The organism is Pseudomonas sp. GW821-FHT07F01 (assembly GCF_059418825.1).
This window is the reverse complement of sequence record NZ_JBWKQO010000010.1, coordinates 57,821-84,104: the sequence shown is the minus strand read 5'-3', so window position 1 is coordinate 84,104 and position 26,284 is coordinate 57,821. Positions and strand designations below refer to the sequence as shown.

General features: G+C 58.1%; 21 protein-coding genes, 1 tRNA gene and 1 pseudogene. 7 read left to right on the top strand and 16 right to left on the bottom strand.

Annotated features, from left to right (window positions below; genetic code table 11):
* The first annotated feature begins 975 nt into the window (after positions 1 to 975).
* Entirely contained in the window at positions 976 to 2,778 is a 1,803-nt protein-coding gene (locus AC07R1_RS30385; protein WP_495111244.1) for a DEAD/DEAH box helicase, read from the top strand.
* A gap of 262 nt (positions 2,779 to 3,040) precedes the next feature.
* Here AC07R1_RS30385 and AC07R1_RS30380 read toward each other — a convergent pair.
* Positions 3,041 to 3,820: pseudogene (locus AC07R1_RS30380) on the bottom strand (hypothetical protein); the annotation flags it as partial.
* Between the two features lie 684 nt (positions 3,821 to 4,504).
* Positions 4,505 to 5,488, bottom strand: a complete 984-nt coding sequence (locus AC07R1_RS30375; RefSeq protein ID WP_495111243.1) for a hypothetical protein — start codon at positions 5,486 to 5,488, stop codon at positions 4,505 to 4,507.
* A gap of 539 nt (positions 5,489 to 6,027) precedes the next feature.
* On the opposite strand from AC07R1_RS30375, the gene AC07R1_RS30370 reads away from it, so the two are divergent.
* Positions 6,028 to 7,191 carry an Arm DNA-binding domain-containing protein gene (locus AC07R1_RS30370; RefSeq protein ID WP_495111242.1) on the top strand — a complete coding sequence of 388 codons (1,164 nt, stop codon included), beginning with the start codon at positions 6,028 to 6,030 and terminating at the stop codon, positions 7,189 to 7,191.
* A gap of 140 nt (positions 7,192 to 7,331) precedes the next feature.
* Here the strand turns inward: AC07R1_RS30370 and AC07R1_RS30365 are convergent, their stop codons facing one another.
* Both AC07R1_RS30365 and AC07R1_RS30360 read right to left on the bottom strand, forming a co-directional pair.
* Positions 7,332 to 8,894, bottom strand: coding sequence for a hypothetical protein (locus AC07R1_RS30365; protein ID WP_342403347.1), 1,563 nt, complete (start codon positions 8,892 to 8,894; stop codon positions 7,332 to 7,334).
* Positions 8,895 to 9,332: 438 nt separating this feature from the next.
* Positions 9,333 to 9,422 (bottom strand) — tRNA-Ser (locus AC07R1_RS30360).
* Positions 9,423 to 9,740: 318 nt separating this feature from the next.
* Between AC07R1_RS30360 and AC07R1_RS30355 the strand changes: the two genes are divergently transcribed.
* The 3 genes from AC07R1_RS30355 (at position 9,741) to AC07R1_RS30345 (ending at position 12,489) form a co-directional block, all read left to right on the top strand.
* Positions 9,741 to 10,430, top strand: coding sequence for a crotonase/enoyl-CoA hydratase family protein (locus AC07R1_RS30355; protein WP_495111241.1), 690 nt, complete (start codon positions 9,741 to 9,743; stop codon positions 10,428 to 10,430).
* Between the two features lie 218 nt (positions 10,431 to 10,648).
* Positions 10,649 to 11,371 carry a lysophospholipid acyltransferase family protein gene (locus AC07R1_RS30350; RefSeq protein ID WP_011060160.1) on the top strand — a complete coding sequence of 241 codons (723 nt, stop codon included), beginning with the start codon at positions 10,649 to 10,651 and terminating at the stop codon, positions 11,369 to 11,371.
* Positions 11,372 to 11,517: 146 nt separating this feature from the next.
* Positions 11,518 to 12,489, top strand: coding sequence for a magnesium and cobalt transport protein CorA (locus AC07R1_RS30345; protein WP_011060159.1), 972 nt, complete (start codon positions 11,518 to 11,520; stop codon positions 12,487 to 12,489).
* 43 nt (positions 12,490 to 12,532) lie between these two features.
* On the opposite strand, the gene AC07R1_RS30340 is transcribed toward AC07R1_RS30345, so the two are convergent.
* The 3 genes from AC07R1_RS30340 to AC07R1_RS30330 all read right to left on the bottom strand — a co-directional run bounded on the left by AC07R1_RS30340 (position 12,533) and on the right by AC07R1_RS30330 (position 16,736).
* Positions 12,533 to 13,255, bottom strand: a complete 723-nt coding sequence (locus AC07R1_RS30340) for an amidotransferase (RefSeq protein ID WP_015634730.1) — start codon at positions 13,253 to 13,255, stop codon at positions 12,533 to 12,535.
* A 105-nt stretch (positions 13,256 to 13,360) separates the two neighbouring features.
* Positions 13,361 to 15,505 (bottom strand): 3-hydroxyacyl-CoA dehydrogenase NAD-binding domain-containing protein, encoded by a 2,145-nt coding sequence (locus AC07R1_RS30335; protein ID WP_493170766.1) that lies wholly within the window; start codon positions 15,503 to 15,505, stop codon positions 13,361 to 13,363.
* Between the two features lie 25 nt (positions 15,506 to 15,530).
* Positions 15,531 to 16,736, bottom strand: coding sequence for an acetyl-CoA C-acetyltransferase (locus AC07R1_RS30330; RefSeq protein WP_011060156.1), 1,206 nt, complete (start codon positions 16,734 to 16,736; stop codon positions 15,531 to 15,533).
* A 609-nt stretch (positions 16,737 to 17,345) separates the two neighbouring features.
* On the opposite strand from AC07R1_RS30330, the gene AC07R1_RS30325 reads away from it, so the two are divergent.
* Both AC07R1_RS30325 and AC07R1_RS30320 read left to right on the top strand, forming a co-directional pair.
* The gene (locus AC07R1_RS30325) at positions 17,346 to 17,795 is read left to right on the top strand and encodes a rhodanese-like domain-containing protein (RefSeq protein WP_011060155.1); all 450 of its coding nucleotides are present in this window, start codon (positions 17,346 to 17,348) and stop codon (positions 17,793 to 17,795) included.
* Positions 17,792 to 18,598: a c-type cytochrome gene (locus tag AC07R1_RS30320; protein WP_495111240.1), complete on the top strand. Its 807-nt coding sequence runs from the start codon at positions 17,792 to 17,794 to the stop codon at positions 18,596 to 18,598. The genes AC07R1_RS30325 and AC07R1_RS30320 overlap by 4 nt, the downstream gene beginning before the upstream one ends.
* A 68-nt stretch (positions 18,599 to 18,666) precedes the next feature.
* Here AC07R1_RS30320 and AC07R1_RS30315 read toward each other — a convergent pair whose 3' ends face one another.
* The 9 genes from AC07R1_RS30315 to AC07R1_RS30275 form a co-directional block, all read right to left on the bottom strand.
* Positions 18,667 to 19,440 (bottom strand): transglutaminase family protein, encoded by a 774-nt coding sequence (locus AC07R1_RS30315; protein ID WP_019093261.1) that lies wholly within the window; start codon positions 19,438 to 19,440, stop codon positions 18,667 to 18,669.
* The gene (locus AC07R1_RS30310) at positions 19,437 to 20,387 is read right to left on the bottom strand and encodes an alpha-E domain-containing protein (protein ID WP_011060152.1); all 951 of its coding nucleotides are present in this window, start codon (positions 20,385 to 20,387) and stop codon (positions 19,437 to 19,439) included. Before AC07R1_RS30310 ends, AC07R1_RS30315 begins: the two co-directional genes overlap by 4 nt.
* A gap of 11 nt (positions 20,388 to 20,398) precedes the next feature.
* Entirely contained in the window at positions 20,399 to 21,808 is a 1,410-nt protein-coding gene (locus tag AC07R1_RS30305) for a circularly permuted type 2 ATP-grasp protein (protein ID WP_065363427.1), read from the bottom strand.
* A gap of 440 nt (positions 21,809 to 22,248) precedes the next feature.
* Complete coding sequence (locus AC07R1_RS30300) at positions 22,249 to 22,590, bottom strand: ribonuclease E inhibitor RraB (RefSeq protein WP_011060150.1); 342 nt, start codon at positions 22,588 to 22,590, stop codon at positions 22,249 to 22,251.
* 212 nt (positions 22,591 to 22,802) lie between these two features.
* Positions 22,803 to 23,036, bottom strand: coding sequence for a hypothetical protein (locus AC07R1_RS30295; RefSeq protein WP_015634724.1), 234 nt, complete (start codon positions 23,034 to 23,036; stop codon positions 22,803 to 22,805).
* A 143-nt stretch (positions 23,037 to 23,179) separates the two neighbouring features.
* Positions 23,180 to 23,788 carry an START domain-containing protein gene (locus AC07R1_RS30290; RefSeq protein WP_011060148.1) on the bottom strand — a complete coding sequence of 203 codons (609 nt, stop codon included), beginning with the start codon at positions 23,786 to 23,788 and terminating at the stop codon, positions 23,180 to 23,182.
* A 43-nt stretch (positions 23,789 to 23,831) separates the two neighbouring features.
* Positions 23,832 to 24,086 carry a YkgJ family cysteine cluster protein gene (locus AC07R1_RS30285; RefSeq protein ID WP_011060147.1) on the bottom strand — a complete coding sequence of 85 codons (255 nt, stop codon included), beginning with the start codon at positions 24,084 to 24,086 and terminating at the stop codon, positions 23,832 to 23,834.
* 170 nt (positions 24,087 to 24,256) lie between these two features.
* Complete coding sequence (locus AC07R1_RS30280) at positions 24,257 to 24,757, bottom strand: hypothetical protein (protein ID WP_026020149.1); 501 nt, start codon at positions 24,755 to 24,757, stop codon at positions 24,257 to 24,259.
* 77 nt (positions 24,758 to 24,834) lie between these two features.
* A complete protein-coding gene (locus AC07R1_RS30275; protein ID WP_011060145.1) occupies positions 24,835 to 26,274 on the bottom strand; it encodes an aminotransferase-like domain-containing protein in 1,440 nt (479 codons plus the stop codon).
* Positions 26,275 to 26,284 lie beyond the last annotated feature (10 nt).

The window sequence follows — 26,284 nt, the reverse complement described above, 5'->3', positions numbered from 1 at the left end:
GTCCCATGGCAGTCCCATGGGTTTGTAAGCCAGGATGCTGCGAGAGGCCAAAAATGCCATTCCCCCCGATTTATGTTGAGCCCTGGGAAAAAGGTAATTTTGGTAATGCGGCGCCAGAAACCAGAGAAACCCAAATGAAATCAGGCACTTGGATGACCTTTCAATAGGTAATAAAAAGGTAAGTAAAAGGTTAGAAAATTACCTTCAGTCCGAGTAATACCTAACAGCCCAAAACCCCAGCAAAATAAGGGCTTGAACAGAATATTACCTTTCTTATTACCTAAAATTACCCTCCAAGGTAATGTCTGAAAGCCACGTTTTATAAGGGCTCCAGCCCGTTTTGACCCATCGATTACCAAAATTACCTTTTTCCCAGCCCTCATCTGAAAAACGCTCCTGAATCATCAGTCCAGGTACTTTTTCACGTCGTCTATATCAGCCCTGAAAATCAGCACGCTCATGGAGATGCTGTGCAATGCCGCAGAACATCAGATAGCCCCGCCGGCTGGGCCTCACAGCTGTTTTGATAACAAGCTGGCCGGTGACTCATGCGCATCTGGCGCGAACGAAACCAAAAACGAAAACCCAACCTTCCGCAGCTTTTCGCAACTGCCGACCTTGTAAACCGGGCGTCTCCCCTCCCCGCCCAATTCGCCAGAGCCGCATACCACCGCGCAAGGCCGCTGCACTTCTTCACAAAGCCTTGCACACCGTGCAATCACCAAACACCCGACAGACCCCGCAGCGGGCCTGGGCGGGGGCATGGTTTGCACTACCACCTGGCATTGCACAAAAAAGGAATGCAGAGCCCGTCGGCGGGAGGGGGATAAGTGTTTTTCAGGCGCCAATTTTCAGATCTGTGCAATTTTGAGCGAACAAAGCCCCCCAATTGGAAAATGAGTAGCCATTCGCTACTATCGAGGTTCTTCTTGGTAAATTTGAAGTTTCTATAAACGCCATTCAGGGATTAGAAATATGACTAGCATGTTCCAAACTTTGACCCCCAGCATTACCGGAAATAATTTAATCCGGGTGCCACAACGGGAGTCCTATGAAGCACTGCTTGCTTATTCTGAAGACGCTACGGAGGGCGAAAGGGAGGTGGGAATTGTCCTTCCAGTTGGATGTGGAAAGTCTGGAACAATTACACTAACACCATTTGCTTTCAAGTCGAAACGTACATTGGTGGTAGCTCCGGGGCTCTCGATTGCGGACCAGCTTGAACAGGATTTCAATCCCAGCAACCCAAGGATGTTTTACCAGAAGTGCAAAGTATTAACGCGGCCGCCTTATCCAGAACCGGTAGAAATTAGAGGTACAACTACCAATCGATCGGACCTCGAAGAAGCTGATGTTGTAATAACTAATATTCAACAGTTACAACGCGAGCATAATCGATGGCTTCAGACGCTGCCGAATAATTTTTTCGATTTGATAATTTTCGATGAAGGGCATCATAGCGTTGCTGCTACTTGGGAAACACTCAAGACTAAGTTTCCTGATGCAAAGATCGTGAATTTTAGTGCAACACCGTTAAGGGCGGACGGCCAAATGATGGCCGGAAGAATCCTTTATTCATTCCCAATCTCTAAAGCCATCCAGTCAGGCTTTGTAAAACGCTTAAAAGCTGTTCAGTTGAATCCACAATCGCTTCGCTACGTTCGCCGTGGAGAAACAGAGGAAATAGAAGTTTCCCTGGAGGAAGTTAAGAGGCTCGGTGAAGAAGAAGCTGATTTTCGGCGGAGTATCGTAACTTCTGCAGAAACCCTTGCGACTATTGCAGATGCGTCTATTCATGAACTTTATAGGCTTCGCTCTGAAACCGGTGACAAGAGATTGAAAATAATCGCTTCGGCATTGAATTTTGAGCATTGTAGGCAAGTGGTTGAGGCTTATCGAGAGCGTGGTCTAAATGCAGATTATGTGCATTCTCGCCAAGAAGCACCTGCAAACAATCGAGTGATGGCGCGCCTTGAGAATCACGAACTGGATGTGATTGTTCAAGTGCGTAAGTTGGGTGAGGGTTTTGATCATCCATATTTGTCGGTGGCCGCAGTATTTAGTATTTTTTCAAATTTGTCGCCCTTTGTGCAGTTCGTTGGGCGGGTGATGCGAGTAATCGAGCAAAATGCTCCAGCATCGCCACTCAATCAGGGTACTGTTGTCTTTCATGCCGGAGCAAATATTGCGAGGCAATGGTCGGACTTCCAGCAGTATAGCTCTGCCGATCAGGAATACTTTGATCAACTACTTCCGTTGGAATATATAGACCCTGGTAAAGGCGGAGGCAACAGAGAATATACGCCAGTTATAGATGACGGTGAAATCCTAGAGGTGAAAGCTCAATCAGAGGTTCATCTCGAAGAATTGCAGCTTCTTGCCGACGATGAAGGTGCAGCAATCAGGCTTTTGAAAGAGCGTGGAATAATTCCTGATTCGTTCAATCCAGCTTCGGAGGTGCTGCAGCCAGTCGCTACGACAAAAGTTGCACGTCGACAAGCTATGCGTGCCAGCCTGGATATGCGGATCCGCACAGAGTCTGCCAGAATTTTAAGCCGTCACGGTATCAATCCCGGCGGGCGTGAACTGGACAAGAAGCGCTTGGGCAGGCAGAACCTAATTATCTTAAAGGCAGCTATTGATAAAGCGGTAAACTCGTCAATTGGAAAGGACTCTGGTAATCGAAGCGAATTTTCCCAGGCGGAGCTTGATACTATTGATGCGAACTTCGATGAGATTGTGAATTCTGCGTGGAAGGAGGTCTACGGTGGCAACTAAGTCATTATTAGAGACTGTGCGAGTTGACGTGGCTCTCCATTCTCATAACTGTCAAGCTAATAAGGCGCATCGGGTTAATAAGGGCGATGTTCGGCTCAAGGTAAGAGTTGGCATGGGGTGGGCGAACTATTGTAAAGATTGTGCTTTGAAAATTATTGATAGGGACATTGCGAAGCTTAATAGTCTGCGTAATTTGGAGCCAGAATAGTCTGCTCGGCTGGGGGCGTTAGTGCTCCCAGCCTTTCCTTTTGGGAGGATCTTTTCAGACCGTCTCTCCTGCAGTAATAGGCCTCAGTTTTTTTCCTAGTCCTTTCGTGGCCGTGCTGGCGGCAGTGAATACGCTGGCGTTGTTAGGTGTCGGGCTGAGGCCGTGAACATGACCCGCGAGCTGCAGGTTCATCTGTTCAACCAGATCCAACAGGTTACATTGCACCTGAAGCACATTTACCCCTTCTGACCCCAGCCACGTCTTCGACGCCTGGAGGCGCTGACTACCCGCCGTGATGCTCTTGCGCATCCCTTCGATGTGCTCCTGCAGGTCCCCGCCCACCGTGGCGTTGACCTTCTGCCCCACCACCAGGTTCAAGTCACGGCCGGTGGCTTGAAGTAGGTCGCCCACGGCCGCCAGACTGGCGGACCCGCCGGAAAGCGGCTTGAACGCGTCCATGGCCTTGATCTTTTTGCCCCCTCCCACTGACTCGGTCGAATGGTCGTCCACCGTCCTGGTGTGATTCTGGAAGCGCTCGGCGTTGTCCAGGGCCTCTACTTCGCGCTCGATCGCCTTGTCCTGGATCTTGCCATCGGTCTGGCGCAGCCAGTTGCCGTCGGCATCGACGCGCTACTGGCAGGCCTCGCTGTGCTGCCACACCTGGTCACCTTTCGGCACCCGGGGCAGGCTCAGGCCGTGCGGCAGGATATGCTGGATAAACGGCTTGTGCGACAACCCGTAAGCGAAGCACGCCACCACCGCAGGGTTTTCTTCGGGAAAGCCGAAAGTGTTGTGATGATTGCGGAAGACAGAAGTGAAAACAGGGGCCGAAGCCCCTGCCTGTTTCCGTTACGGCTGCAACAAAATACGAACCAAACGGATTGACCAGTACGCAGCTTGCAACGCACGGATCAGTTCTTCAGGGATAAAACGGAGGTTGAACTTCACCGTTTAAAATCTCCAGGACGTGAAAGGAAAAGTTCTATTAAATAGAACTTGCCTCCCACCGCCTAACACTCTCTGAAACCAGCAACCCTATAATTAGAGCAACTTACATACATACTTACGTAAGCAGTTCAAGGTTCACCCGATTGACTGAGAGGCTGCTAGACCATAACCTTCGATTTGCGGATACAAAGAGAAATGGCTGAAGCGGTGGTTGAGGGAATGATCTGGTTTTTTTTGAACCGGAGCAACCACAGATTTTCAGCACGAGCAGCCCGGGCGGGGCCAGTCCACGCCCGGGCTTCCTCGTTTTAGAGAGAGGCAAAAATGATGCGCTTCGGTCTAACGCCTAGAACATAAGGGTTTGTCCTCAAGCGTGACTAAACCCGCATTACCGTTAGAAGAAATAAACGACAACACTTTACAACACTATTGATTGCGAACCTTTCCGACAGACGGTCATTCGTGAATTGATCTGTATTGTGCAATACACAATTTTATTGTGACCTAGGTCATACGGTATATCTCGTATATCCGGTCAAACAGGTAAAGGACTACTTTACTCGCTTAACTTTAAATACTCACTTTACTTAGTAATCGGTTTAAGCCATTCGCTTGCTGTTTTGCGGCCATGGATGCGGCGGTGAATGCGGCGGCATTACTCGGTGGTGGTGTCGGGCCGTGAGTATGGCCAGCCAGTTGAATGTTCATCTCCTGCACCAGGTCCAGCAGCTCGCACAACACCTGCAGCACGTTGACCGACTCTGACCCAAGCCAGGTCTTGGGCGCCTGCAGGCGCTGACTGATCCCGCTCACGCTCTTGCGCAGCCCCTGGATCTGCTCCTGCAGGTCACCGCCCACCGTGGCGTTCAGCTTCTGCCCCACCACCAGGTTCAAGTCGCGGCCGGTGGCCTGGTGCAGATCGTCAACGGCCGCAAGACTGGCGAACCCGCCTGAAAGCAGCTTGAACGCGCCCATGGCCTCGATCTTCTTGATCCCACCCACTGACTCGGTCGAATGGTCGTCCACGGTCCTGGTGTGATTCTGGAAGCGCTCGGCGTTGTCCAGGGCTTCCACTTCGCGCTCGATCGCCTTGTCCTGGATCTTTCCATCGGTCTGGCGCAGCCAGTTGCCGTCGGCATCGACCCGTTGCTGGCAGGCCTCGCTGTGCTGCCATACCTGATCACCTTTCGGCACCCGGGGTAGGCTCAGGCCGTGCGGCAGGATCTGCTGGATAAACGGCTTGTGCGGCAGCCCGTAGGCGAAGCACACCACCACCGTGGTGTTTTCCTCGGGGAAGCCGAACAGGCCGGCCTCTTGGCCGCCCATGGGTGCCGGCAACGGCAGGCCCGCCAGGATTGGCAAATCCGGGTCGGGTTCGCCATCGGGTAGCAGTACCTGGACGTCCACGCCATAGCGCGGCCGGAAGTCGTCGCACAGCCCGGGCGCCGCCGGCGCATCCGGTACCGCGACCACACGGCCGAAGCGTGGTAGGTGATAGCCACCGGTGAGTTCGGGGAATTGCCGCTCTACGCTGCGACGGATTGCGTCTTCCATTTGATGGCCATCTGATTGCCGGCAAGCGTCACGTTGGTGACCCGCTCGCCCTGGTTGAAGGTGGCGCCCGGGCGCAGTCGTGGAAGAACCGCGATCAAGGCGCTCTGATTGCCCTGGTACCAGGTGCATAAAACCCCTGAATCACGAACACGACTCGAAAGCTTGAGCCGGATGGCCAGCACCTTGGGAGAACTAAGCGACGCGGACGCTGCTGTAGTCGCCCAACTGCTCGCCCACCCCACCGATGGGGGCAAGTCAGGCCATGCCTAACAACACCGCGACAACGCCCGAACGGCGGTTTCCCTGGAACATTGACTACACCAGCGTTTGCGACCAGTGCGGCAAGTGGCGCGCCCAGGGCAATCATAAAAAATGCAGTCGGCGACGCCAGTTGCTGAATGCCCACTTACGCCAACACAAGCCCAAGCCATAGGCCGCGTCCAGCAGAAGATGCGCACTTAGATACTTGGCCCGGAAACGGGCCTTTTTGTTTTCGATCATCAGACTGTCGATACACCAGTACAGCGTTAGGGGTTTACATGAGCGGGGTCGAAGCTCGCGGAAATTCCGTGAGAATCTATTTTCAGTACAACGGGGAAAAGTGCAGGGAATCAATCCCAGGAGGCAACAAGCCAACAACGATTGCCCAGGCAAAACGCCTGATCGACATCATCGAATACGAGATCCAGGCCGGCACCTTTGATTACGCAAGGCACTTCCCCAATTCGTCCAAGCTGGTCGAAAACACTTTCGGCCATTACCTGGATCTATGGTTGAAGATCAAAGCCAACAGCGTGGCAGCATCGAGCTATCGAGGCTACGCAAACAAGGCGGAGGTTCACGTACGGCCACGCTGGGGGAAGGTGCAGATCAACGCGATTGATCACTTGGACCTGCAGGAGTGGATCCAGGGCACCCTGTCGAAGACACTCAAGAACAAGACCATCCGCGACATCATCAGCAACGTGCGACAGGTGTTCAGGCTGTACCGCACCAGGATGAAAGTTGCGCACGACCCCACCGAGGGCCTGATGGTTCGCTTGCCGGATCCCGAGGCACCCGACCCATTCACCAGGGCGGAGATCCGACAGATCCTCGAAACCCCGACCAGCCGCACGCGAGAGCTGCTGATGATTCAGTTCATGATATGGGCTGGCCCCCGAGTATCCGAAACCATAGCCCTGGCCTGGGAGGACGTAGACCTGGAGCAAGGCACCGTGACCTTCCGCAGATCAAAGGTCCGCGGAGCCTACCGAGTGACGAAAACCCGCCGATCGACACGCAAGGTGCGCCTGCTCGCACCCGCATGGGATGCACTGCGCAAGATCGATGCACTCAATAGAAAGAAGAAGGCGGAAACAGTCGAAGTCGTTGAACGGGACAACAAGACGGTCAGGAAACACAAACTGCACTTTGTATTTCTGAACACCAAAAGCGGCCAGCCCCACGCCAATGACTTTGTGGTACGAGACAGGTTCTTCAAGGCACATTTGTTAGCGGCCGGGGTTCGCTATCGCGGCCCCGGCCAGTGCCGGCACACCTACGCCAGTCAGTTGCTGACAACCGGCGTGGCCTCGATCGACTGGATAGCTGAACAGATGGGACATACCAACGGGAACATGATCCGTCAGCACTATGGGACATGGATTAACGAGGATGGTCCAGATGTTGTTGGGATGCTGCAGTTAGCATTAAGGCTTTAGCCGATCAGACGCCCTTGTTCCGGTATACCTGCCCAAAAGAGTCTGGTGCTCGCGGACCAATAAAAAGGCCCCCACGCTGGGCTTAAGTGTGGGAGCCTTTTTTACAGAGGCGTCGTCAGTCGAAATCCGACGAATGGGAACTAGCCCCTTTCATGTATCCTTTTGAATTTCTGGAATAATTTTGATCGAAACGACGAGTTTTCATTGTTATATTTTGAGTCGACACGCTCGAAAATCCAGTAAAGTCGACTCACTCGCAGATGATCTAAAGGCCCTTTTTCATATCGACAAGTAGCCGAATCAAAGATTAAATCGGAAAGATCATTGCGATGGTGCAAATCAAGCTGCTCAGTTGTGCTCAAGAGCATTTCAAAGTAATAAATCTTTTGAGTAGTCGTTATTTCTCCAGCGTCAAATATATTCCTGAATTGTTCCCCTAAGCTTTTCGCAGCCCACCACTCTGGAGAAATTAGGCCTTCTGCCATCTTGGTGACATTTACACTAGATGAGACCCAACTACATGTATTTGAAAAAATCTCGAAAATCAAGTAGTCAAATTTAGTCGGAAACTCTGAATCTAGATTAACGCTATCATGACGCGCAGTGCTATTAAGGATCTCCTTTAAAAAAGCAACGTAATATGTCAAGGACATATGATCACTTCCTCTCTGAAAAATCGCCGCAGAAACCATGATATGAAAGAAAAAAACCCCACAGAATATCGGGCATTCCCAGCGTTGATCTGACGTTGAGAAATTATCATTTGGCGCATTATAAAAACTGCTTTTATCTTGCTGGCTTTTTATATGGCTGATGACATAACTAGCTATAGGTTCCCAAATTTGATTTGTTACAGCCACCTTCACATCTGAAAAATAATACTGGAGTAGTTCGTTACTCTCATCTATGTAAACCTCCCCAGTATAACTACTGTTTTGATTGTCTCTTAACTCTCTAAAAAGAGCTGAGCCTGGTGTAGAAATCAGATAATTAAAAAAATTATTAGAAACATCCACGCTGCGTAAAAGCAGGCCTGTAGATATAAATTTTGCTACAACTAATGCATGAGTACCTGCAAGATATCTTAGAAATGCCTTCGACTTAAAACACAACTTTATAGAAGCTTCCAAAGACTCTTTGCTTTTATTGCTCTCAGGGGTAAATTTAATTATTGCACGTGAAAATATTTCGGAAATTTTTTCAACGACTTTCTTAGGGGCTGGTTCCAGGTCTATCGAGAAATTAACTGGATGCCTAACTCCCCTTCGAATTACATCGTACCAGCGTTCATTTTCTATGGCTGCCAGCAACGATACATGATGCCTATTAATTAAGTAGGCCAGCATAGGAAATTTTTTTTCTTTTAATAGAGCCACCATTAACTCGGAAAGCTTACCATGATTACATTTCGGAATTCTTTTCCCGATGAACTTCATACAAAAACAGCAAAGCAAAATAATCAAAAGCGTAAAAATTGCTGTCTCTTTTGTAAACCCAAAATACCACCTCACTGGCGCAATCGAAGTCACACGCAAAATTACATCAGAGTAAATTATGAGCAATATACCAACAGTTGGTAATATCAAAATCACCCAATCCCACCATGCAAACCTTAGTACGAAGTCTGCTCTACGCTCTTCTGTCATTAGAGCGTATGCGGCAATCAATATAGTGAAAACAGTTAAAAGCCCATTGGCATCCATGTCTCATCTCATTTTTGACAAAAATTGTAATCTGAAAGCATCTCAGAATTTTAAATAATTCTTTCATAAACTCTAATTACAGGCGAGCTTTTAGGTGCAGTTAACAAGTTACTTCCCCGGCAGGGCCTGATCAACTTAAGGTGTGCGCGGAAAAATCAACGTCGCATATCTCCGACAAAATGGTGAATTTTTTAGGCTCTGCCTCATAAGGGCGCGCACGCGTCCCTAAGTTACTCCATTACCGCAAAACAGAGGCCAATCAAAAATCCGGCCCTGGCGGATTGCCGCCAGTCGGCGTCTCGCCCTCTTTTTAGGCTAGGGAGGCCAACAAACTGCCCTCCAGTCCTATACCAGTCCCATATGGCTATTTTTCAGACGCCAAAAACCACAAACCCCCGACTTTCTTTAGGAAAGTCAGGGGTTTGTGTTTGTAGAATGTGGCGGTGAAGGAGAGATTCGAACTCTCGATACAGTTTCCTGTATACACACTTTCCAGGCGTGCTCCTTAAGCCACTCGGACACTTCACCGTATCTCTTCAAACCGATTCAGTCTGTCGAGGCGCGCTAATGTAGTCGATCGCTTTTCAGATGGCAAACTTTTTTTTCAGAATTTTCATGCGCTTAAGCTCGATCCCCGGCCAAGGGCAATGCAGCCCCCCATGCAATAAGGCAAACCGGCCATTCTTCAGCCTTGCCCACAACCCTATAGAAGAAACCATGCGTTACCCGCTGTGTGATGCAGGGCCCTTGGCGGCCTCGGGGCTGACTCACCAGTCAGTCATGGCGCTTTACCGCAGCTACCGTGGTGGGTAACTTCTGCAGCACTTCAATACAAGGAATTGCGTCATGAGTGAGTTGATTTCCTACCATCTCGAAGACGGTATCGCGACCCTGACCTTGAGCAATGGCAAGGTCAATGCCATCTCCCCGGACGTGATTGCCGCCTTTAATGCGGCGCTGGATCAGGCTACCGCCGATCGCGCGGTGGTGATCATCACCGGCCAGCCGGGGATGCTCTCTGGCGGCTACGACCTCAAGGTCATGACAGCCGGCCCCAAGGAGGCCGTGGCTCTGGTAACCCTGGGTTCGACCCTGGCCCGCCGCCTGCTTTCCCACCCCTACCCGGTGATCGTCGCTTGCCCGGGGCACGCGGTGGCCAAGGGCGCGTTCCTGCTGCTGTCGGCGGACTATCGCATCGGTGTCGAAGGCCCCTTCAGCATCGGCCTCAATGAAGTGCAGATCGGCATGACCATGCACCACGCGGGTATCGAGCTGGCCCGTGACCGCCTGCGTCGCTCGGCTTTGCATCGTTCGGTAATCAATGGCGAGATGTTCGACCCGCAAAGCGCGGTAGATGCCGGCTTCCTCGACAAGGTGGTAGCGCCCGATGAACTGCAAGGCGCCGCCCTGGCCGCTGCACGCCAGTTGAAGAAGATCAACATGGTGGCGCACAAGAACACCAAGCTGAAGGTGCGCAAGGCACTGCTGGATGCCCTGGACAACGCGATCATCCAGGACCAGGAGCACCTGGGCTGAAACCCGCGGATTTGCTACCTGAACCAGCCCGGCCTTCGCGCCGGGCTTTTTACTGCATGCCTTGCCAACAAGCCGCGACCGCTCTAGATCACCATCGCCAGCCATTGCTGGAAACATGTACTTAAACATCGCCCATCTCCCGGCTGAGAACGGCAATTGCCGAAAACAGTGCACATCCGTACACTGCGCCACCTTTTGTCCCCGGGTGGGCCGTTTAGATGCTGTATCTGCTTCGTATGTCGTTGATGGGCTTGCACTTTATCCTGGCAGGCAGCCTGGGCCTGCTGCTCGGCCTGTGCCGCCCATTCAACCCGGACAACAGCCGACTGTGCGCCCGTCTCTACGCCTGGCCGGCGATGTGCATCCTGCGCTTGCGGGTCAAGGCCGAGGTCGGCCCGCTGATGGACAAACCCCAGGGCTGCGTGATCATCGCCAACCACCAGTCCAACTACGACCTGTTCGTATTCGGCAACGTGGTGCCGCGAAGGACCGTGTGCATCGGCAAGAAGAGCCTGAAATGGGTGCCGCTGTTCGGCCAGCTGTTCTGGCTGGCAGGCAACGTGCTGATCGACCGTGGCAACCCGCACAAGGCCCGGCGCTCGATGCTCACCACCACCCACACCTTGCAGCACAAGGACACCTCGATCTGGGTCTTCCCGGAAGGCACCCGCAACCTCGGGGAAGAGCTGCTGCCCTTCAAGAAAGGTGCATTCCAGATGGCCATCGCCGCAGGCGTGCCCATAGTCCCGGTGTGCGTCAGCAGCTACATCAAGCACATGCGCCTGGATCGCTGGAACAGCGGCAAAATCCTGATCCGCTCGCTGCCCGCCATCCCCACGGCCGGGCTGACCCTGGACGACATGCCCCTGCTGATCGCCCAGTGCCGCGAACAGATGCGCGAATGCATCGCCAGCATGGACCGCCAACTGCAGGCCGCCTGAACCCCGACGCCACAAAAAGCCCGCCTTGCGCGGGCTTTTATTTGTCCGCGAACTCCCTCGCGGCCAGTGACTCTGATGGAGCATTGCAGGCTAAGCTGCACCTGATCTGTCACCGCCCCCTTGATAAGAAGAAGTGAACCGGAACCATGGGTAGAGTTGTTGCTGCCGCCGTCTACAGCGGCGGAAAGAAAGTCACGGATATCAGCCTCGACGAAGGGGCCGCCTGGGCCGCCAAGCCCGGCCACTTCGTCTGGATCGGCCTGGAGGAACCCAACGCCCACGAGCTGGCCAACCTGCAGCGCCAGTTCAACCTGCATGAACTGGCCATCGAGGATGCCCTGGAAAAGCACAGCCGGCCGAAGCTGGAAACCTTCGGCGATGCGCTGTTCATCGTCACCTATTCGCCGGTGCGCGATCAGGGCAAGCTGGAGTTCATCGAAACCCACATCTTTGCCGGCAACGGCTACATCATCACCGCGCGCAACGGCCACTCGGCCTCCTATGGCTACGTGCGCCAGCGCTGCGAGGCGCGCCCGCTGCTGCTGGAGCACGGTGAAGACTTCGTGCTCTATGCCCTGCTGGACTTCGTTACCGAGAACTACCAGCCGGTCAGCGAAGCCATCCATGCGGAAATCGACGAGCTGGAGCGCAACGTCCTCTGCGACTCGCTGAACGAACGGGACATCCAGCACCTGCACGGCCTGCGCCGCGACGTGCTGCGCCTGCGCCGGCATGTAGCGCCCATGGTGGAGATCAGCGAAGAACTGCAGAAGCTCAGCTTTCCCTTTATCGACAAGAACATGCGGCCGTACTTCCGGGATGTGCAGATTCACGTCACCCGGCAGATGGAAGACCTCTCGACCCTGCGCGATATCGCCAGCCAGACCATCGAGATCGGCGTACTGCTGGAGGCTTCACGGCAAAGCATCGTGCAACGCAAGTTCGCCGCCTGGGCCGCGATCCTGGCGTTTCCGACGGCGGTGGCGGGGATCTACGGGATGAACTTCCAGAACATGCCGGAGCTGAGTTGGCACTACGGCTACTTTGGCGTCCTGGGTTTTATCAGCGTGGGTTGTGTCGGCCTCTGGGCCAGCTTCAAGCGTTCCGGCTGGCTCTGAAGGAGCGACGGCCCTGCGCCTTGCGGCAGGGCCATGGCCGGGTTCAGGCAGCCTCGGGCTTGTGAGCGACGAAACGCATCATCCACTCCGCCACAGTGGTGCCGTGATGGTCGTGCTCAAGGCTGGCCACGCCCTTCTGGTAGATCTGCTCGCCGAGAAACTCCTGGCGCAGGTCCAGCAAGGCGCGGGAATAGTCGTGGATGAACTCGGGGTGGCCCTGGAAGCACAGCACCTGATCATTGATATGGTAGGCCGCGAACGGGCAGAAATCGCTGGAGGCGATCACCGTGGCGTTCTCCGGCAAGGCGGTAACCTGGTCCTGATGGCTGATCAGTAGCGTCAGCTCCTCCACCACCGGGCTCATCCACGGCGCCTTGGCCGCCAGCTTGTAGCTGTGGGTACCGACACCCCAGCCCTGGCTCGCGCGCTCGCTCTTGCCCCCCAGCAGCAATGCCAGCAACTGATGGCCGAAGCAGATGCCCAACAGCTTGTCGCCACGCTCGTAGCGCCCCAGCAGGTAGGTCTTGAGGGTCTGGATCCAGGGATCGGTGCCGAACGAATCGGCCTTGCTGCCTGTCACCAGATAGGCGTCGAATTCCAGGTCATCGCTGGGGTACTCCCCCTGGACCACGTTGTAGACGCTGAATTGGGCAGCGATGGGCTGCTGGGAAAACAGGCGCTGGAACATCTGCCCGTAACCCTGATATTGATCGACCAGTTCGGGACGCAGGATATCGGTTTCAAGAATGCAGATGCGTAGCGACATAAAAAATTCCTGACAAGGCGATGGCAATAATGAACAGTCCAGAGCCTGCCTTGAAATACCACGGCAAGGCAAGCCCCGGATCAGCTCATTGAGCGCCTGTCGGCGTCAGAACAACTGGCCCAGGCGAGCCTTTTCCAGAAGCAGCGTCGGCGGCCGGAAACGTTCGCCATATTGCTCGGCCAGGTACTGCGCACGGGCGACGAAATCCTGCACCCCGTACTGATTGATGAACTGCAGGGCGCCCCCGCTCCAGGCGGCAAAGCCGATGCCGAAGATCGAGCCGATGTTGGCGTCCGCCGTGGAGTGCAACACTCCCTCCTCCACACAACGCACGGTCTCGATGGCCTGGACGAACAGCAGGCGATCCCGCACATCCTGGGGCGAGATCTGCCCGTCGGCCTTGTAGAAGCGCGTGCGCAACTGCGGCCACAAATGCTTCTGGGCACCGGCCGGATAATCGTAGAAACCGCCACCGGCCGCCTTGCCCGGGCGCTTGTATTCGTTGAGCAGCAGGTCGATCACGGCAAATGCCGGATGTTCGATGGCCGGCTTGCCCTCGGCCTGCAGGTCCTTGGCGGTCTGCTGGCGGATATGGCTCATCAGGCTCAGGGAAACCTCGTCGGAAATCGCCAGCGGCCCCACCGGCATCCCGGCCTTGCGCGCTTCGGTCTCGATCATCGGCGCCGCGATGCCCTCGCCGAGCATGGCGATACCTTCGTTGGTGAAAGTGCCGAACACCCGGGAGGTGAAGAAGCCACGGCTGTCATTGACCACGATCGGGGTCTTCTTGATCTGCAAGACAAAGTCGAAGCCGCGGGCCAGGGTTTCATCGCTGGTTTTCGCCCCCTTGATGATTTCCACCAGGGGCATTTTTTCCACCGGGCTGAAGAAATGCAGGCCGATGAACTTGTCCGGGTTCGGCACTGCCGTAGCCAGGCCCGTGATGGGCAGGGTCGAAGTGTTGGAGGCGATCACCGCGTCACCGCCGACCACCTGCTGCGCAGCCCGGGAGACCTTGGCCTTGAGCTCGCGATCCTCGAACACCGCCTCGATGATCAGGTCGCAACCGGCCAGGTCGGCATCCTCGGCGGTGGTGCGGATCCGCGCCAGGGTGGCGTCCCGCTGCTCGCGGCTCAACTGCCCGCGAGCCACCTTTTTCTCCAGCAGCGCCGCCGAGTGGGCCTTGCCCTTCTCGGCCGCCTCGGAGCTGATGTCCTTGAGCACCACCTCGATACCCGCCACCGCACTGACATAGGCAATGCCCGCGCCCATCATGCCGGCGCCAAGCACCCCGAGTTTTTTCGTGACCTGCGGCGGCACGCCCTGTGGCCGTGAGCTGCCGGCATTGATCTGGTTGAGCTGGAACCAGAAGGTGCCGATCATGTTCTTCGCCACCTGGCCTGTGGTCAGCTCGGTGAAGTAACGGGTCTCGATCAGTTGCGCGGTGTCGAAATCCACCTGGGCGCCTTCGACGGCAGCGCAGAGGATCTTTTCCGGCGCGGGGAAGCAACCCTGGGTCTTGGTCCGCAGAATCGATGGGGCGATGGCCAGCATCTGCGCAACCTTGGGGTTCGACGGCGTGCCACCAGGGATCTGGTAGCCGCGCACATCCCAGGGCTGCTGCGCGCCCGGGTTGGCGAGGATCCAGGCCCGAGCCTTGGCCAGCAGGTCGTCGCGGTCCGTCGCCAGGGCATCGATCAGGCCAGCTTGCAACGCCTGCTGCGGGCGCACTTTCTTGCCTTCCAGCAGATAGGGCAGAGCCTTTTCCAGGCCCAGCATGCGCACCATGCGCACTACCCCGCCGCCGCCGGGCAACAGGCCCAGGGTGACTTCCGGCAGGCCGACCTGTACCGATTTATCGTCCAGGGCAACGCGATGATGGCAGGCCAGGCAGATTTCCCAGCCGCCGCCCAGGGCCGCGCCATTGATTGCAGCGACCACCGGCTTGCCCAGGGTTTCCAGGGCTCGCAGCTGGCCCTTGAGGGCCAGCACCATGTCGTAGAAAGCCTTGGCCTCAGGCCTGCCGACCTTGATCAGCTCATTGAGGTCACCGCCGGCGAAGAAGGTCTTTTTCGCCGAGGTGATGATCACCCCGGCAATCGATTCCTGCTCGGCCTGCAAGCGCGCCACGGCACCGGCCATGGCGTCGCGGTACAGGGCATTCATGGTGTTGGCGCTCTGGCCCGGCATATCGATGGTCAGGACGACGATCTGGTCCTGGCCTTTTTCGTAACGGATGGCATCGGTCATGAAAGGGATTCCTTGAAGTCGGGGCTCAGAGGCGTTCGATGATGGTGGCGATACCCATGCCGCCGCCGACACAGAGGGTCGCCAGGCCATAGCGCTGGCGCCGGGTTTCCAGCTCATCGAGCAAGGTGCCGAGGATCGCGCAGCCGGTGGCCCCCAGCGGGTGGCCCATGGCGATGGAGCCGCCGTTGACATTGACCTTGGCCGGGTCGATGGCCATGTCCTTGATGAACTTGAGCACCACCGAGGCGAAGGCTTCATTGACTTCGAACAGGTCGATGTCCTCGACCCGCAGCCCGGCCTTGGCCAGGGCCTTGCGGGTGGCCGGCGCCGGGCCGGTGAGCATGATGGTGGGGTCGGTGCTGGTGACCGCCGTGGCCACGATCCGCGCCCGGGGCTTGAGCCCCAGCTCGCGGCCCTTGGCTTCGGAGCCGATCAGCATCAGCGCCGCGCCGTCGACGATGCCCGAGCTGTTGCCGGGGGTGTGCACATGGTCGATCCGCTCCACATGGCTGTAGACCCGTAGCGCCGTGGCATCGAAGCCCATCTGCCCCATCATCTCGAAACTCGGCTTGAGCTTGCCCAGGCCCTCCAGGGTCGAATCGGCGCGAATGAACTCGTCATGGTCCAGCAGCACGATGCCGTTCTGGTCCTGCACCGGCACCAGGGATTTGGCAAAGGCCCCGCCAGCCCGGGCGCGGGCGGCCTTCTGCTGGGAGTGCAGGGCAAAGCGGTCGACGTCCTCCCGGGAGAAGCCTTCCAGGGTCGCGATCAGGTCGGCGCCAATCCCCTGGGGGGTGAAATGGCTGTGCAGGTTGGTCTCCGGGTCCAGCACCCAGGCCCCGCCGTCGCTGCCCATGGGCACCCGCGACATGGACTCGACGCCGCCAACCACCACCAGTTCCTCGAACCCGGAACGCACCTTCATCGCCCCCAGGTTGACTGCCTCCAACCCGGAAGCGCAGAAGCGATTGATCTGCACCCCGGCCACGCTTACGTCCCAATCCGCAGCCTGGACCGCGGTCTTGGCGATATCGGCGCCCTGATCACCGATCGGCGTCACACAGCCCAGGACCACGTCGTCCACCTGGCTGGTGTCCAGTTCGCAGCGCTGCTGCAGGGCGCGCAACAGGCCCGCGGCCAGGTTCACCGGTTTCACGCTGTGCAAGGCGCCATCGGCCTTGCCTTTGCCGCGGGGCGTGCGTAACGCATCGAATATCAAAGCTTGGGTCATGACGTCCTCGAACCGCTGTGCAGGGGAAAATGTCGAGCTCCCACCTTAGGCGCGGCAGCGTCGGATTCAATGACCGATGCGCTCAGCCGCCTTGACGCCGACGCTCAGACGAACGGTAGGCAGCTAAGGGCTCTGCCGATGAAGGGTCGCGAGCTGTCTAGCCAGAGGGCGGCCAAGGCACGCCCGGGCCGATATATAGCCTTTTAATAAATCAGAAATATAAATTCATATGAATTGGATCTAAGCCAGAGGATTCAAGGCCCCTAAGGTAGAAACTGTAGGAAGTTCCAGACGGATTCTGCACTGGGGCAAGTAAGAAAAAGGACACATAGCCGGTTCATAGTGACTCGTAATGGAGTTCACCCACCGGCATGCATTGACGCTCAGGAATAACAACAAAAGGCATTCAGCCATGTTCAAGCATTCGAAAGTACGTCAGGCGGGGCTCATTCTTTTCGCAACCACACTGCTGTTGATCTTGCCGAATCTCACCAAAGTGATCGGCTGATCTGTGGCTGCTCGATCAACGAGACGGAAAATTGTCCCCGGTTCCTACCGGGGCCCGGACTTGTGTGCCAGTCTTCCTGAGGAACACCAAGGGGAAGACTCATGCGCCATTGGATTGCACTCGCCACACTCCTGAGCGCCTTTCACGCTCACGCCGGAATCATCGACGTCAACCGCGCGGTGGACGAAATCAATGATGGGGCGTTGATCCTCGATCTGCGCAACGAGAGCGACTTTGCCGCCGGCAATGTGCACAACTCGCTGCAGGTCAATCTCGAACTGGAGGACGGCACCGGCATCAGCGCCGAGGGCCTGGCCTACCAGTTGCGCAAAGTGGTGCTGGACCCCAACGCCACCGTGGTGATCTACAGCGACACCAACCAGCACGCCCTTGAAGCCGAAGACACGCTGGTCAAGCACGGCTATTTCGGTATCGTGAACGGCGGCAACTACGAAGAGCTCCGGGACGCCCTGTTCGACCATGTGTCGCGACCGGACGACGTGCTTCCCGGCGACGAACCCACTGACGACGACCCGACGGCCATCAATTGAAAGTATTCCTCCTTGGCGCTGCCCTGCTGCTGAGCAGCCCGCTGCACGCCGCGCAACTGCTGATCGACCTGGGCTCCGCCAGCCACACCTGGCAGACCGAAGAACTGCTAAGGCACCCCCAGGCCCGGACCATATCCATCAAGGACGATGTGTCCTACAAGCGCGACATGCAGTACCGCGCCGTGCCCATGGCGACCCTGCTCAAGGGCCTGAAGGCCGAAGACCACCTTCAAGCCGTGGCCCTGGACGGCTTTGCCGCGGAGCTCAGCGCCGCGCCGCTGCTTGAACGCCAGGGCGCCCAGGCCTGGCTGGCCGTGGAGGACCCGAGCCGGCCATGGCCTGCGCTGGCTGCCGACAAACCCAGCGCCGGGCCTTTCTATCTGGTGTGGACCGACCCTGCCGCCGGGCATATCAGCCCGGAGCAATGGCCGTTCCAGGTGGCGCGCATCCAGCGCCTGGAGCCAGTGGCGCAGCGCTTCCCGACCCTGCTTCCGGATCCGCAGTTGGCGGCCACTGATCCAATCAACCAGGGCTTTGCCCTGTTCCAAAAAAACTGCCTGGCCTGCCACCGGCTCAACGGTGCCGGCGATTCACAGTTCGGTCCGGACCTGAATATCCCCTACAGCCCCACCGAGTATTTCAGCGGCGATTTCCTCAAGCGCTATATCCGCGATCCGCAAAGCATGAGGCGCTGGCCCCAGGCGAAGATGCCCGGGTTCAACAACAACGTGCTGCCGGATCAGGAGCTGGACCTGCTGCTGGGGTATCTCAGGCACATGGCGGGGCGCAAGCAGGTTCCCTGAGCCTTGCGACATCGCCTTTGCCACCTCTGGCGCCTTCGCCGGCAGCCGGCTCCTAGCGAAAACGCGTGTTACTGCTGGAGCACCCTGGCGTGCATCTGCTCACCGGCGGCGCCCCGGCGCATACCGCGCACCGGGCAGGCATCCAGGTAGTCCAGGCCCACCGCCAGCTTGAGGTGGCGCTCGGGCCGCGCCAGTTGGTGGGTCACATCGAAGCTGTACCAGGCGCCTTCCAGCCAGGCTTCGGCCCAGGCGTGGCCAAGTAATTGCCCGCTGTCCTCGCGGTACAGATAACCGGAAACAAAACGTGCCGGAACGCCAAGGCTACGGGCACAGGCAAGGAAGGCGTGGGTGTGGTCCTGGCAGACCCCGGCGCGCCCGGCGAAAGCCTGCGCCGCGCTGGTGGCCACGTCCGTTGCCCCAGGCGTGTAGGCCATGAGCTGGTGCAGCCCATGCATCAGGTCGATCAACCCTGTGCGATCACGCCGCCTTGCGCATTGCCGGCCGGCGAACTCGCGCAGTTGAGCATCCGCCTCGGTCAGGCTGGTGAAACGCAGGAACGGCAAGGGCGACTGGCATTCATGCTCGGCCTCGCGCAGCTCATCGATATCCACTTGGCCACGGGCGCCGATGATCACTGCTTCGTGGGGCTCGTCCAGGGTCAGTACGTGCAGGATGTTGCCGAAGGGGTCCCGCTGCGCACGCACCGGTCGTGGCAGATCCAGCTGCCAGCAGAGCACTTGCTGGCGCTCGCTGTCGTGGGGTGTCAGGCGCAGGTACTGGATGCTGGCGCCTACCGGATCGGCGTAGCGATAGGTGGTTTCATGGCTCACGGACAGTCTCATGCCGCCTCCAGATAAGAGCGGTGAATCGCGTTGCCCAACTGGCGCACCAGGGGGATGAAGTCGGTCAGCCAGGCGTGCAGGCCTTCGTCGAGAATCTGATCGATACCGATGTAGCGCAGGCGTGCATCCATCTGCGCCGCCAGACGCTGGGCCGGGCGCCCGTTGTCGCCGGGCAGGCTGGCGAGGATCTGGTCGATCTCCTCGGTACAGGCCCGCAGCGAGCGCGGCACGTCGGCGCGCAACAACAGCAGCTCGGCCACATGCCGGGCACCGGGTGCCTCGCGATAGACCTCGGTGTAGGCCTCGAAGGAAGACAAGGCCCGCAGCAACGCACTCCACTGGTAATAGGCATGGGCGGTGCCGTCGCACACCGCATCGGCCTGGTCGCCGGCCATCTCGTAGCGTGCGTCCAGCAGGCGCAGGGTGTTGTCGGCGCGCTCGATGAAGGTTCCCAGGCGGATAAAGCGAAAGGCGTCGTTGCGCATGATGGTGCCGTAGGAAGCGCCACGAAACAGATGGGAGCGCTCCTTGATCCATTCGCAGAAGCGGTTCATGCCATAGGCACTGAGGCCCTGGCTGGCGATCTGGTGGATGTCCAGCCAGGTGGCATTGACGTTTTCCCACATGTCGGCGGTGATCCGCCCGCGCACGGCATGGGCGCAGGCCCGGGCCGATCCCAGGCAACTGTAGATACTGGCGGGGTTGGCCGGGTCCAGGGCGAAGAACTGCAATAGCTGCTCGGCGTGCAAGGCCTGGTGGCGGGCGTGGTAATCCTCCAGGGTGCCGGTGATCAGCAGTGGCATGGCCAGCTCGTGCAGGCCATCGCCGCGCCCGTCCTGGGGCATCAGCGACAGGGAATAGCTGACATCGAGCATCCGCGCCAGGTTTTCCGCGCGCTCCAGGTAGCGTGACATCCAGTACAGGTCCGACGCGGTTCGACTCAACATGGCAGGCTTCCTTAATCCTCGACCACCCAAGTGTCCTTGGTCCCGCCGCCCTGTGAGGAATTCACCACCAACGAACCTTCACGCAGGGCCACACGGGTAAGACCACCGGGCACCACACGGGTTTCACCACCAGAAAGGACAAAGGGCCGCAGATCGATATGCCGCGGGGCGATGCCGCTTTCGACAAAGGTCGGGCAGGTGGACAGCGCCAGGGTTGGTTGGGCGATGTACGCCTCGGGCCGGGCCTTGATCCGTACGCGGAACTCCTCGATCTGCGCCGCCGTGGCCGCCGGCCCCACCAGCATGCCGTAGCCGCCGGAACCCTGGGTTTCCTTGACCACCAGTTGCGCCAGGTTGGCCAGCACATGGGACAGCTCGGCGGGCCGGCGGCACTGCCAGGTCGGCACGTTCTGCAGAATCGGCTCTTCGTCCAGGTAGAAACGGATCATCTCGATGACATAGGGGTACACCGACTTGTCATCGGCCACCCCGGTGCCGATGGCGTTGGCCAGTACCACAGTGCCCGAGCGGTAGGCTGCCAACAGGCCGGGCACGCCGAGCAGGGAATCGGGGTTGAACGCCAGGGGGTCGAGGAAGGCATCGTCGAGGCGACGGTAGATCACATCCACCGCCTGCGGGCCGGCGGTGGTGCGCATGAACACCCGGTCGTCACGCACGAACAGGTCGGCACCTTCCACCAGCTCCACTCCCATCTCCCGCGCCAGGAACGCATGCTCGAAAAATGCGCTGTTGAAGCGCCCCGGGGTCAGTACCACCACCGTCGGATTGTCCAGGGGGCTGGAGCTTTTCAGGGTATCGAGCAACAGGTTCGGGTAATGGTCGATGGGGGCGATGCGCTGGGCGGCGAACAGCTCGGGAAACAGGCGCATCATCATCTTGCGGTCTTCGAGCATGTAGCTGACGCCGCTGGGGGTGCGCAGGTTGTCCTCGAGCACGCAGTAGCGGCCGTCGCCGTCGCGTACCAGATCAACTCCGCAGACATGGGCATAGACATCACCGTGCAGGTCCAGGCCCTGCATGGCCAGCTGGTACTGCTGATTGGCCAGGACCTGCTCGGCGGGAATGATCCCGGCGCGGATGATTCGTTGCTGGTGGTAGAGATCGGCCAGAAACAGGTTCAGCGCCCGTACCCGCTGAATGCACCCTTGTTCGATGATCCGCCATTCCCGTGCCGGGATGATGCGGGGAATGGTGTCGAAGGGAATCAGCCGCTCGGTGCCCTGCTCGTCGCCATACAGGGTGAAGGTGATGCCGGCACGGTGGAACAGCAGGTCGGCCTCGCGACGGCGGCGGGCCAGGAGTTCGTCGGGGGTATTGGCCAACCAGCGGGCGAACTCGCGGTAATGCTCGCGAACCTGGCCGTCGGCCCCATGCATTTCATCAACAGCGCTGTGGTTCATGCCGTACTCCCTGTCACCTGCACACCCGGGCTTCGCCAGCCCTGTGCCTTCGGCACAAGCGCCCCAAAATCAGTCCGTTGCAGCCCAAGGCCGATGCCCGCATAACCGATGCATGCGGACCGCCCCTGCCCGGGCCATGGCTGGCATCGGTCTTGGCTATCACCAGCATAGTCAGAGTTGATTTCACTGCCCGCTGGCCGCTGGGGATAATCGCGTCCATCGAGCAAACACTTCGCCAAGCCTGATGAAGTCGCTGCTGCAACCTTGATGACGCCGATGACAACCGGGTCCGGGCTCTCCCGACCGGTTCCCTCTCCTGACCGGTCTTCCCTTTTAGCCACCCTCTCGGGTGGCTTTTTTTTACCTTGTGCGGGCCCCGAAAACACAATTGGCCGGCCCAGGGGCCAGCCAATTGTCTGTCTCGATATATCTAGCGCAGGCTATACCAGCCGTCCACGGATCTCCTGTTTCACTCCCCAGCCCTCAATGATGCCGCCCAGGGGCTCGACCACCGCCTCGAAGTCCTGTTCAAAATCCCCGATGCCGCCATAGGTGGCGTACATCACCTTGCTCAGTTCCAGGTACCAGGCGCCGTCGTCACGCACGCTGACCTGGGCATTCAAGGATTCACCGCGAAAATGTCCTGCCGCCCTGCGTGCCCGCTCCTCATCCGGAAAAATGGCGTAGAACTCGATGGGATGGAATCGTGAAAAGTCGAAACCGCCTTCTTTCATGCGGCGCAGCACACTGCTGCTGATGTCTTCTTGAACGGCTGTGCTCATGAAACGTCCTCCTCAAACCGATGGATAGACTTTCCGTGTTTCCCGAACCACCGGCCAAAGGGACCGGCATCACGACCCGGGGCGGGTCGTCAGGAAACAAGCATGGAGCTGACAAGATCAGAGCCTAGCGAAGAATTCGCTGATCTCGTTTGCAGATTAGCGCCTTGCTCTGGACGTCGCCAGAAATTGCTGCGAAGCGCGCTCTACCCTCTCTAGATCGGCGTGATACTGAGAATCTGAATGCTGTTCTGCTCTTTCAGGCTCTTGAGGGTGGGATCCTCGGTGCGCCCGTCCAGATCGTTCAGGTCCAGTTCGGCACTCACTGGCAACAACTTGGCCCGCACCAGTTGTGCGGCGCGTTCCATCGTCGGTTGCTGGTCGCAGTCGAAATGCTCGACGGACTGGACACCATGATCGTCAACGAAAGTGACTTGCCACTTTTGCATCAGTGCCTCCTCGATAGCCCCATGAGTGGGCTGACAACATCTCGACCCTGAGCAACGGGCAATCGTTCCACCGCGCTGCCGGAACACAGCAATGACAAGGCCGCCCGAAGGCGGCCCTGGTAATGCTGGCAAAACTCAGCCGATCAAGGCTTTTCGGCGCGAGCCTTGAGTGCCTTCAGGGTGTTGAACGGCGCATCCACCACGAACTTGTTGGCCAGCCAGGACGGCACGCTGCCACCCGGCTCGGTGTGCACCTGGTAGGTCACTTCCACCTGGTCGGCGCCTTTGGGTACGAACTTCCAGTAGCCCTCGACCTGGGCCACCCGCACGAAGCCTTTCTCTTCAGGGATGTAGGTGGGCACGCCCTCCAGTTTGCGGGTCAGGCTGCCGTCGGCCGCTTCGCTGGTAGTGATGTGCAATACCGAATCACGGGCAGTGACTGGCCACGGGGTGTTGAACTGGGTGTAGGTCCAGCTTTGATCGCCCTCGTGCTTGAGCAGCTTCTGGGTCTTGCACTCGTGGATCCAGGAGCAGGCGCCCGCCACGTCTTCCTGCAGCGCGCGGAGCTTGGCGATGGAGGTCTTCATGGTGGTCACACCACGGTAGGCCTTGTATTTGGAGCCGGCCACTTCACTCAAGGAGACCTTGATGCCGTCTTCATCCTTGGCGGTTTGCCAGTCTTCGGCGTGGGCCGTTGCCGACAAGAGCACGGTTAAACCACAGAGCACAGCCATTCGTTGCAGCGAACCCATTGTCTTATTCCTTATTGTTGAAGTTCCGTTCATTGAGAACACTCTATGCCGCGGTCACTTGTTCCCACCAGCCAATCAGGCGGATGGCTTCTTCGCGGCTTTCGCCACACACCTCGGGATCCGCCAGGAACGCCCCACACACCGCCGGCCGCTCCGGCAGGCCGAACAGCCCGCACAGGTGTTCGACAGAAAGATGCAGGCAACGTTCTCCCGCCGGCTTGCCCTGGGGCATTCCGGGAATCGGGGTGCTGATGGAAGGGGCGATGCAGCAGGCGCCACAACCTTCACGGCAGTTCATGAGGAAAAGCTCCTTGCGACAAGCAGAGTGTTGAATGACGCCCGCCAAGAGTAACCGCTAAAACAGCCGTTTAAAATTACTCAAAGAACGGATTTGACGCACAACCGTGCGTGACTGATCAGTCTCCGACAAAGTGTCGAGCCAACCCGTCACAGAAGAGGATGAAGAATTTACTGCTTGAACTCGAAATCCAGGGCCGCGCCTTCGATATCCCGACGTTCCTCGTTGCGCAGCTGCAATTGCATTTCATTGCTGAGCAAGCGGCCGTTGAGCTGGAACGGGCTGCTTTCCTTGGGCTTCTCGCCAAACATCTGCGGCAGCAGCGGCTCGCGCTTGGGTAGCGGCACACTGCCCACCGGCTGCAGGTGCTTGACCATTTCCGGCGGCAGGCTCAAGTCCACCTTGGCGCTGGGCAACGGCTTCTTGATGTCCTGATAGGCCCATTTGGACTTGGGCTTGGCGGGCGCCTTCTTGGCCGCGGACTTGCTCTTGCTGGCACTGGCCGAAGGCTTGGCCTTGCTGGCCGGAGCCTTCTTGGCAGGGGCCGCCTTAGTGGCGTGGGCCGCCCCCGCAGCCGGCTTGTCCTGGGAGGAAGCCGCCTGGGCAGGAGCCACGAAGGTGGTTCCCAACAGACAGACACTTAACCAGAGGGCAGGTAGAAAGGCTTTCATGAAAGACAGGTAGATCGACAAAAGGTCCTCTATGCTCGCTTGTTGCAGGCCCCATGACAAGCACAGGGCCACACTGATTAAAATCCGCCCGCCGCCTCCTGGCACAACTGGCTGGCAAGCATTCCCAAAGTCATCAGGGCCCGCTCGGCCTCGCGATTCCAGGGCGTACCGCAGTTGAGCCGCACACAGTGGTTGAACTGCTCGGTGTTGCTGAAGATCAGCCCCGGGGCGATGCTGATGCCCTGCTGCAAGGCTCGCACATGAAGCTCCTGGGTGTTGACCCGCCCCGGCAGGCTGACCCAGAGAATGAAGCCCCCGTTGGGCCGGGTGATCTGCGTGCCCTCAGGGAAGTACTGCTGCACCGCCAGTTGAAAGGCGCTGAGATTCTTCCGGTATTCCTGGCGGATGTACCGTAAATGCCGGTCATAACCGCCGTTTTCCAGGTAGGCCGCAACCCCCATCTGGGTCACGCTGCACGCAGAATGGGTGCTGAAGGTCTGCAGGCGCTGGATCTCCTGCTGGTACTTGCCGGCAATCATCCAGCCGATGCGCACGCCGGGAGACAAGGTCTTGGAGAAGCTCGAACAGTAGATCACCCGATCCAGGCGGTCATAGGCCTTGAGGGCCTTGGTACGCCCCACCTCGAACATCAACTCGCCATAGATATCGTCCTCGACCACCTGGATATCGAAATCCGATGCCAGGCGCAGCAACTGCTTCTGCCGCTCCTCGGGCATGGTGCCGCCCAGGGGATTGCTCAGGCGTGTGGTCAGCACCAGGGCCTTGATCGACCATTGGTTGGCCGCCAGTTGCAGGGCTTCCAGGCTCATGCCGGTGGACGGATCACTGGGAATCTCGATGACCTTGAGCCCCAGCAAGTCCGCCAGTTGCAGCAGGCCGTAGTAGGTCGGCGACTCCGCAGCAATCAGGTCCCCGGGCCGGGTCAGCACCCGCAATGACATCTGCAGGGCATCGACGCAGCCGTGGGTGATCACCACTTCCGACGGGTCGACCACCACCCCGGCATCGCGCATGCGAATGGCCACCTGACGCCGCAGTGGCTCGAAGCCCGGGCTGAACATGTAACTGAATGCCCGGGGGCTGTGAAACCGGGTGACCTTGGCCAACTGCTGGTGCAGCGCCCGCACTGGCAGATAGTCAACGCTGGGCACTGCGGCCCCCAACGGAAACACACCTTCGCGACGGGACTCCACCAGCACCTGCTGAATGATGCTGCTGCGGGTCACCAGCCCTGGGCGCTCGACCCGGGCGATATCCGGCGTGGGCGCGGTCAGCGCCGGCGTCTGGTGCACGTAGTAGCCCGACTGCGGGCGCGCGCGAATCAGCCCCTGGTCTTCGAGGTTGGCGTAGGCCTGGAGTACCGTGGCGTGGCTGACATTGAGCTGCGAGCTCATCTTGCGTACCGACGGTACGCGCTCCCCCGGCTGGTAGACACCACGGCGAATATCCTCAGCCAGTTGCTGAGCGATACGTTGATAGAGCAAGAGATTGGTCATGGCGCAGCAC

Coding starts and splice junctions, on each gene's coding strand:
- AC07R1_RS30385 (WP_495111244.1), top strand. CDS start 976: ATGACTAGCATGTTCCAAACTTTGACCCCCAGCATTACCGGAAATAAT.
- AC07R1_RS30375 (WP_495111243.1), bottom strand. CDS start 5,488: ATGGAAGACGCAATCCGTCGCAGCGTAGAGCGGCAATTCCCCGAACTC.
- AC07R1_RS30370 (WP_495111242.1), top strand. CDS start 6,028: ATGAGCGGGGTCGAAGCTCGCGGAAATTCCGTGAGAATCTATTTTCAG.
- AC07R1_RS30365 (WP_342403347.1), bottom strand. CDS start 8,894: ATGGATGCCAATGGGCTTTTAACTGTTTTCACTATATTGATTGCCGCA.
- AC07R1_RS30355 (WP_495111241.1), top strand. CDS start 9,741: ATGAGTGAGTTGATTTCCTACCATCTCGAAGACGGTATCGCGACCCTG.
- AC07R1_RS30350 (WP_011060160.1), top strand. CDS start 10,649: ATGCTGTATCTGCTTCGTATGTCGTTGATGGGCTTGCACTTTATCCTG.
- AC07R1_RS30345 (WP_011060159.1), top strand. CDS start 11,518: ATGGGTAGAGTTGTTGCTGCCGCCGTCTACAGCGGCGGAAAGAAAGTC.
- AC07R1_RS30340 (WP_015634730.1), bottom strand. CDS start 13,255: ATGTCGCTACGCATCTGCATTCTTGAAACCGATATCCTGCGTCCCGAA.
- AC07R1_RS30335 (WP_493170766.1), bottom strand. CDS start 15,505: ATGACCGATGCCATCCGTTACGAAAAAGGCCAGGACCAGATCGTCGTC.
- AC07R1_RS30330 (WP_011060156.1), bottom strand. CDS start 16,736: ATGACCCAAGCTTTGATATTCGATGCGTTACGCACGCCCCGCGGCAAA.
- AC07R1_RS30325 (WP_011060155.1), top strand. CDS start 17,346: ATGCGCCATTGGATTGCACTCGCCACACTCCTGAGCGCCTTTCACGCT.
- AC07R1_RS30315 (WP_019093261.1), bottom strand. CDS start 19,440: ATGAGACTGTCCGTGAGCCATGAAACCACCTATCGCTACGCCGATCCG.
- AC07R1_RS30310 (WP_011060152.1), bottom strand. CDS start 20,387: ATGTTGAGTCGAACCGCGTCGGACCTGTACTGGATGTCACGCTACCTG.
- AC07R1_RS30305 (WP_065363427.1), bottom strand. CDS start 21,808: ATGAACCACAGCGCTGTTGATGAAATGCATGGGGCCGACGGCCAGGTT.
- AC07R1_RS30300 (WP_011060150.1), bottom strand. CDS start 22,590: ATGAGCACAGCCGTTCAAGAAGACATCAGCAGCAGTGTGCTGCGCCGC.
- AC07R1_RS30295 (WP_015634724.1), bottom strand. CDS start 23,036: ATGCAAAAGTGGCAAGTCACTTTCGTTGACGATCATGGTGTCCAGTCC.
- AC07R1_RS30290 (WP_011060148.1), bottom strand. CDS start 23,788: ATGGGTTCGCTGCAACGAATGGCTGTGCTCTGTGGTTTAACCGTGCTC.
- AC07R1_RS30285 (WP_011060147.1), bottom strand. CDS start 24,086: ATGAACTGCCGTGAAGGTTGTGGCGCCTGCTGCATCGCCCCTTCCATC.
- AC07R1_RS30280 (WP_026020149.1), bottom strand. CDS start 24,757: ATGAAAGCCTTTCTACCTGCCCTCTGGTTAAGTGTCTGTCTGTTGGGA.
- AC07R1_RS30275 (WP_011060145.1), bottom strand. CDS start 26,274: ATGACCAATCTCTTGCTCTATCAACGTATCGCTCAGCAACTGGCTGAG.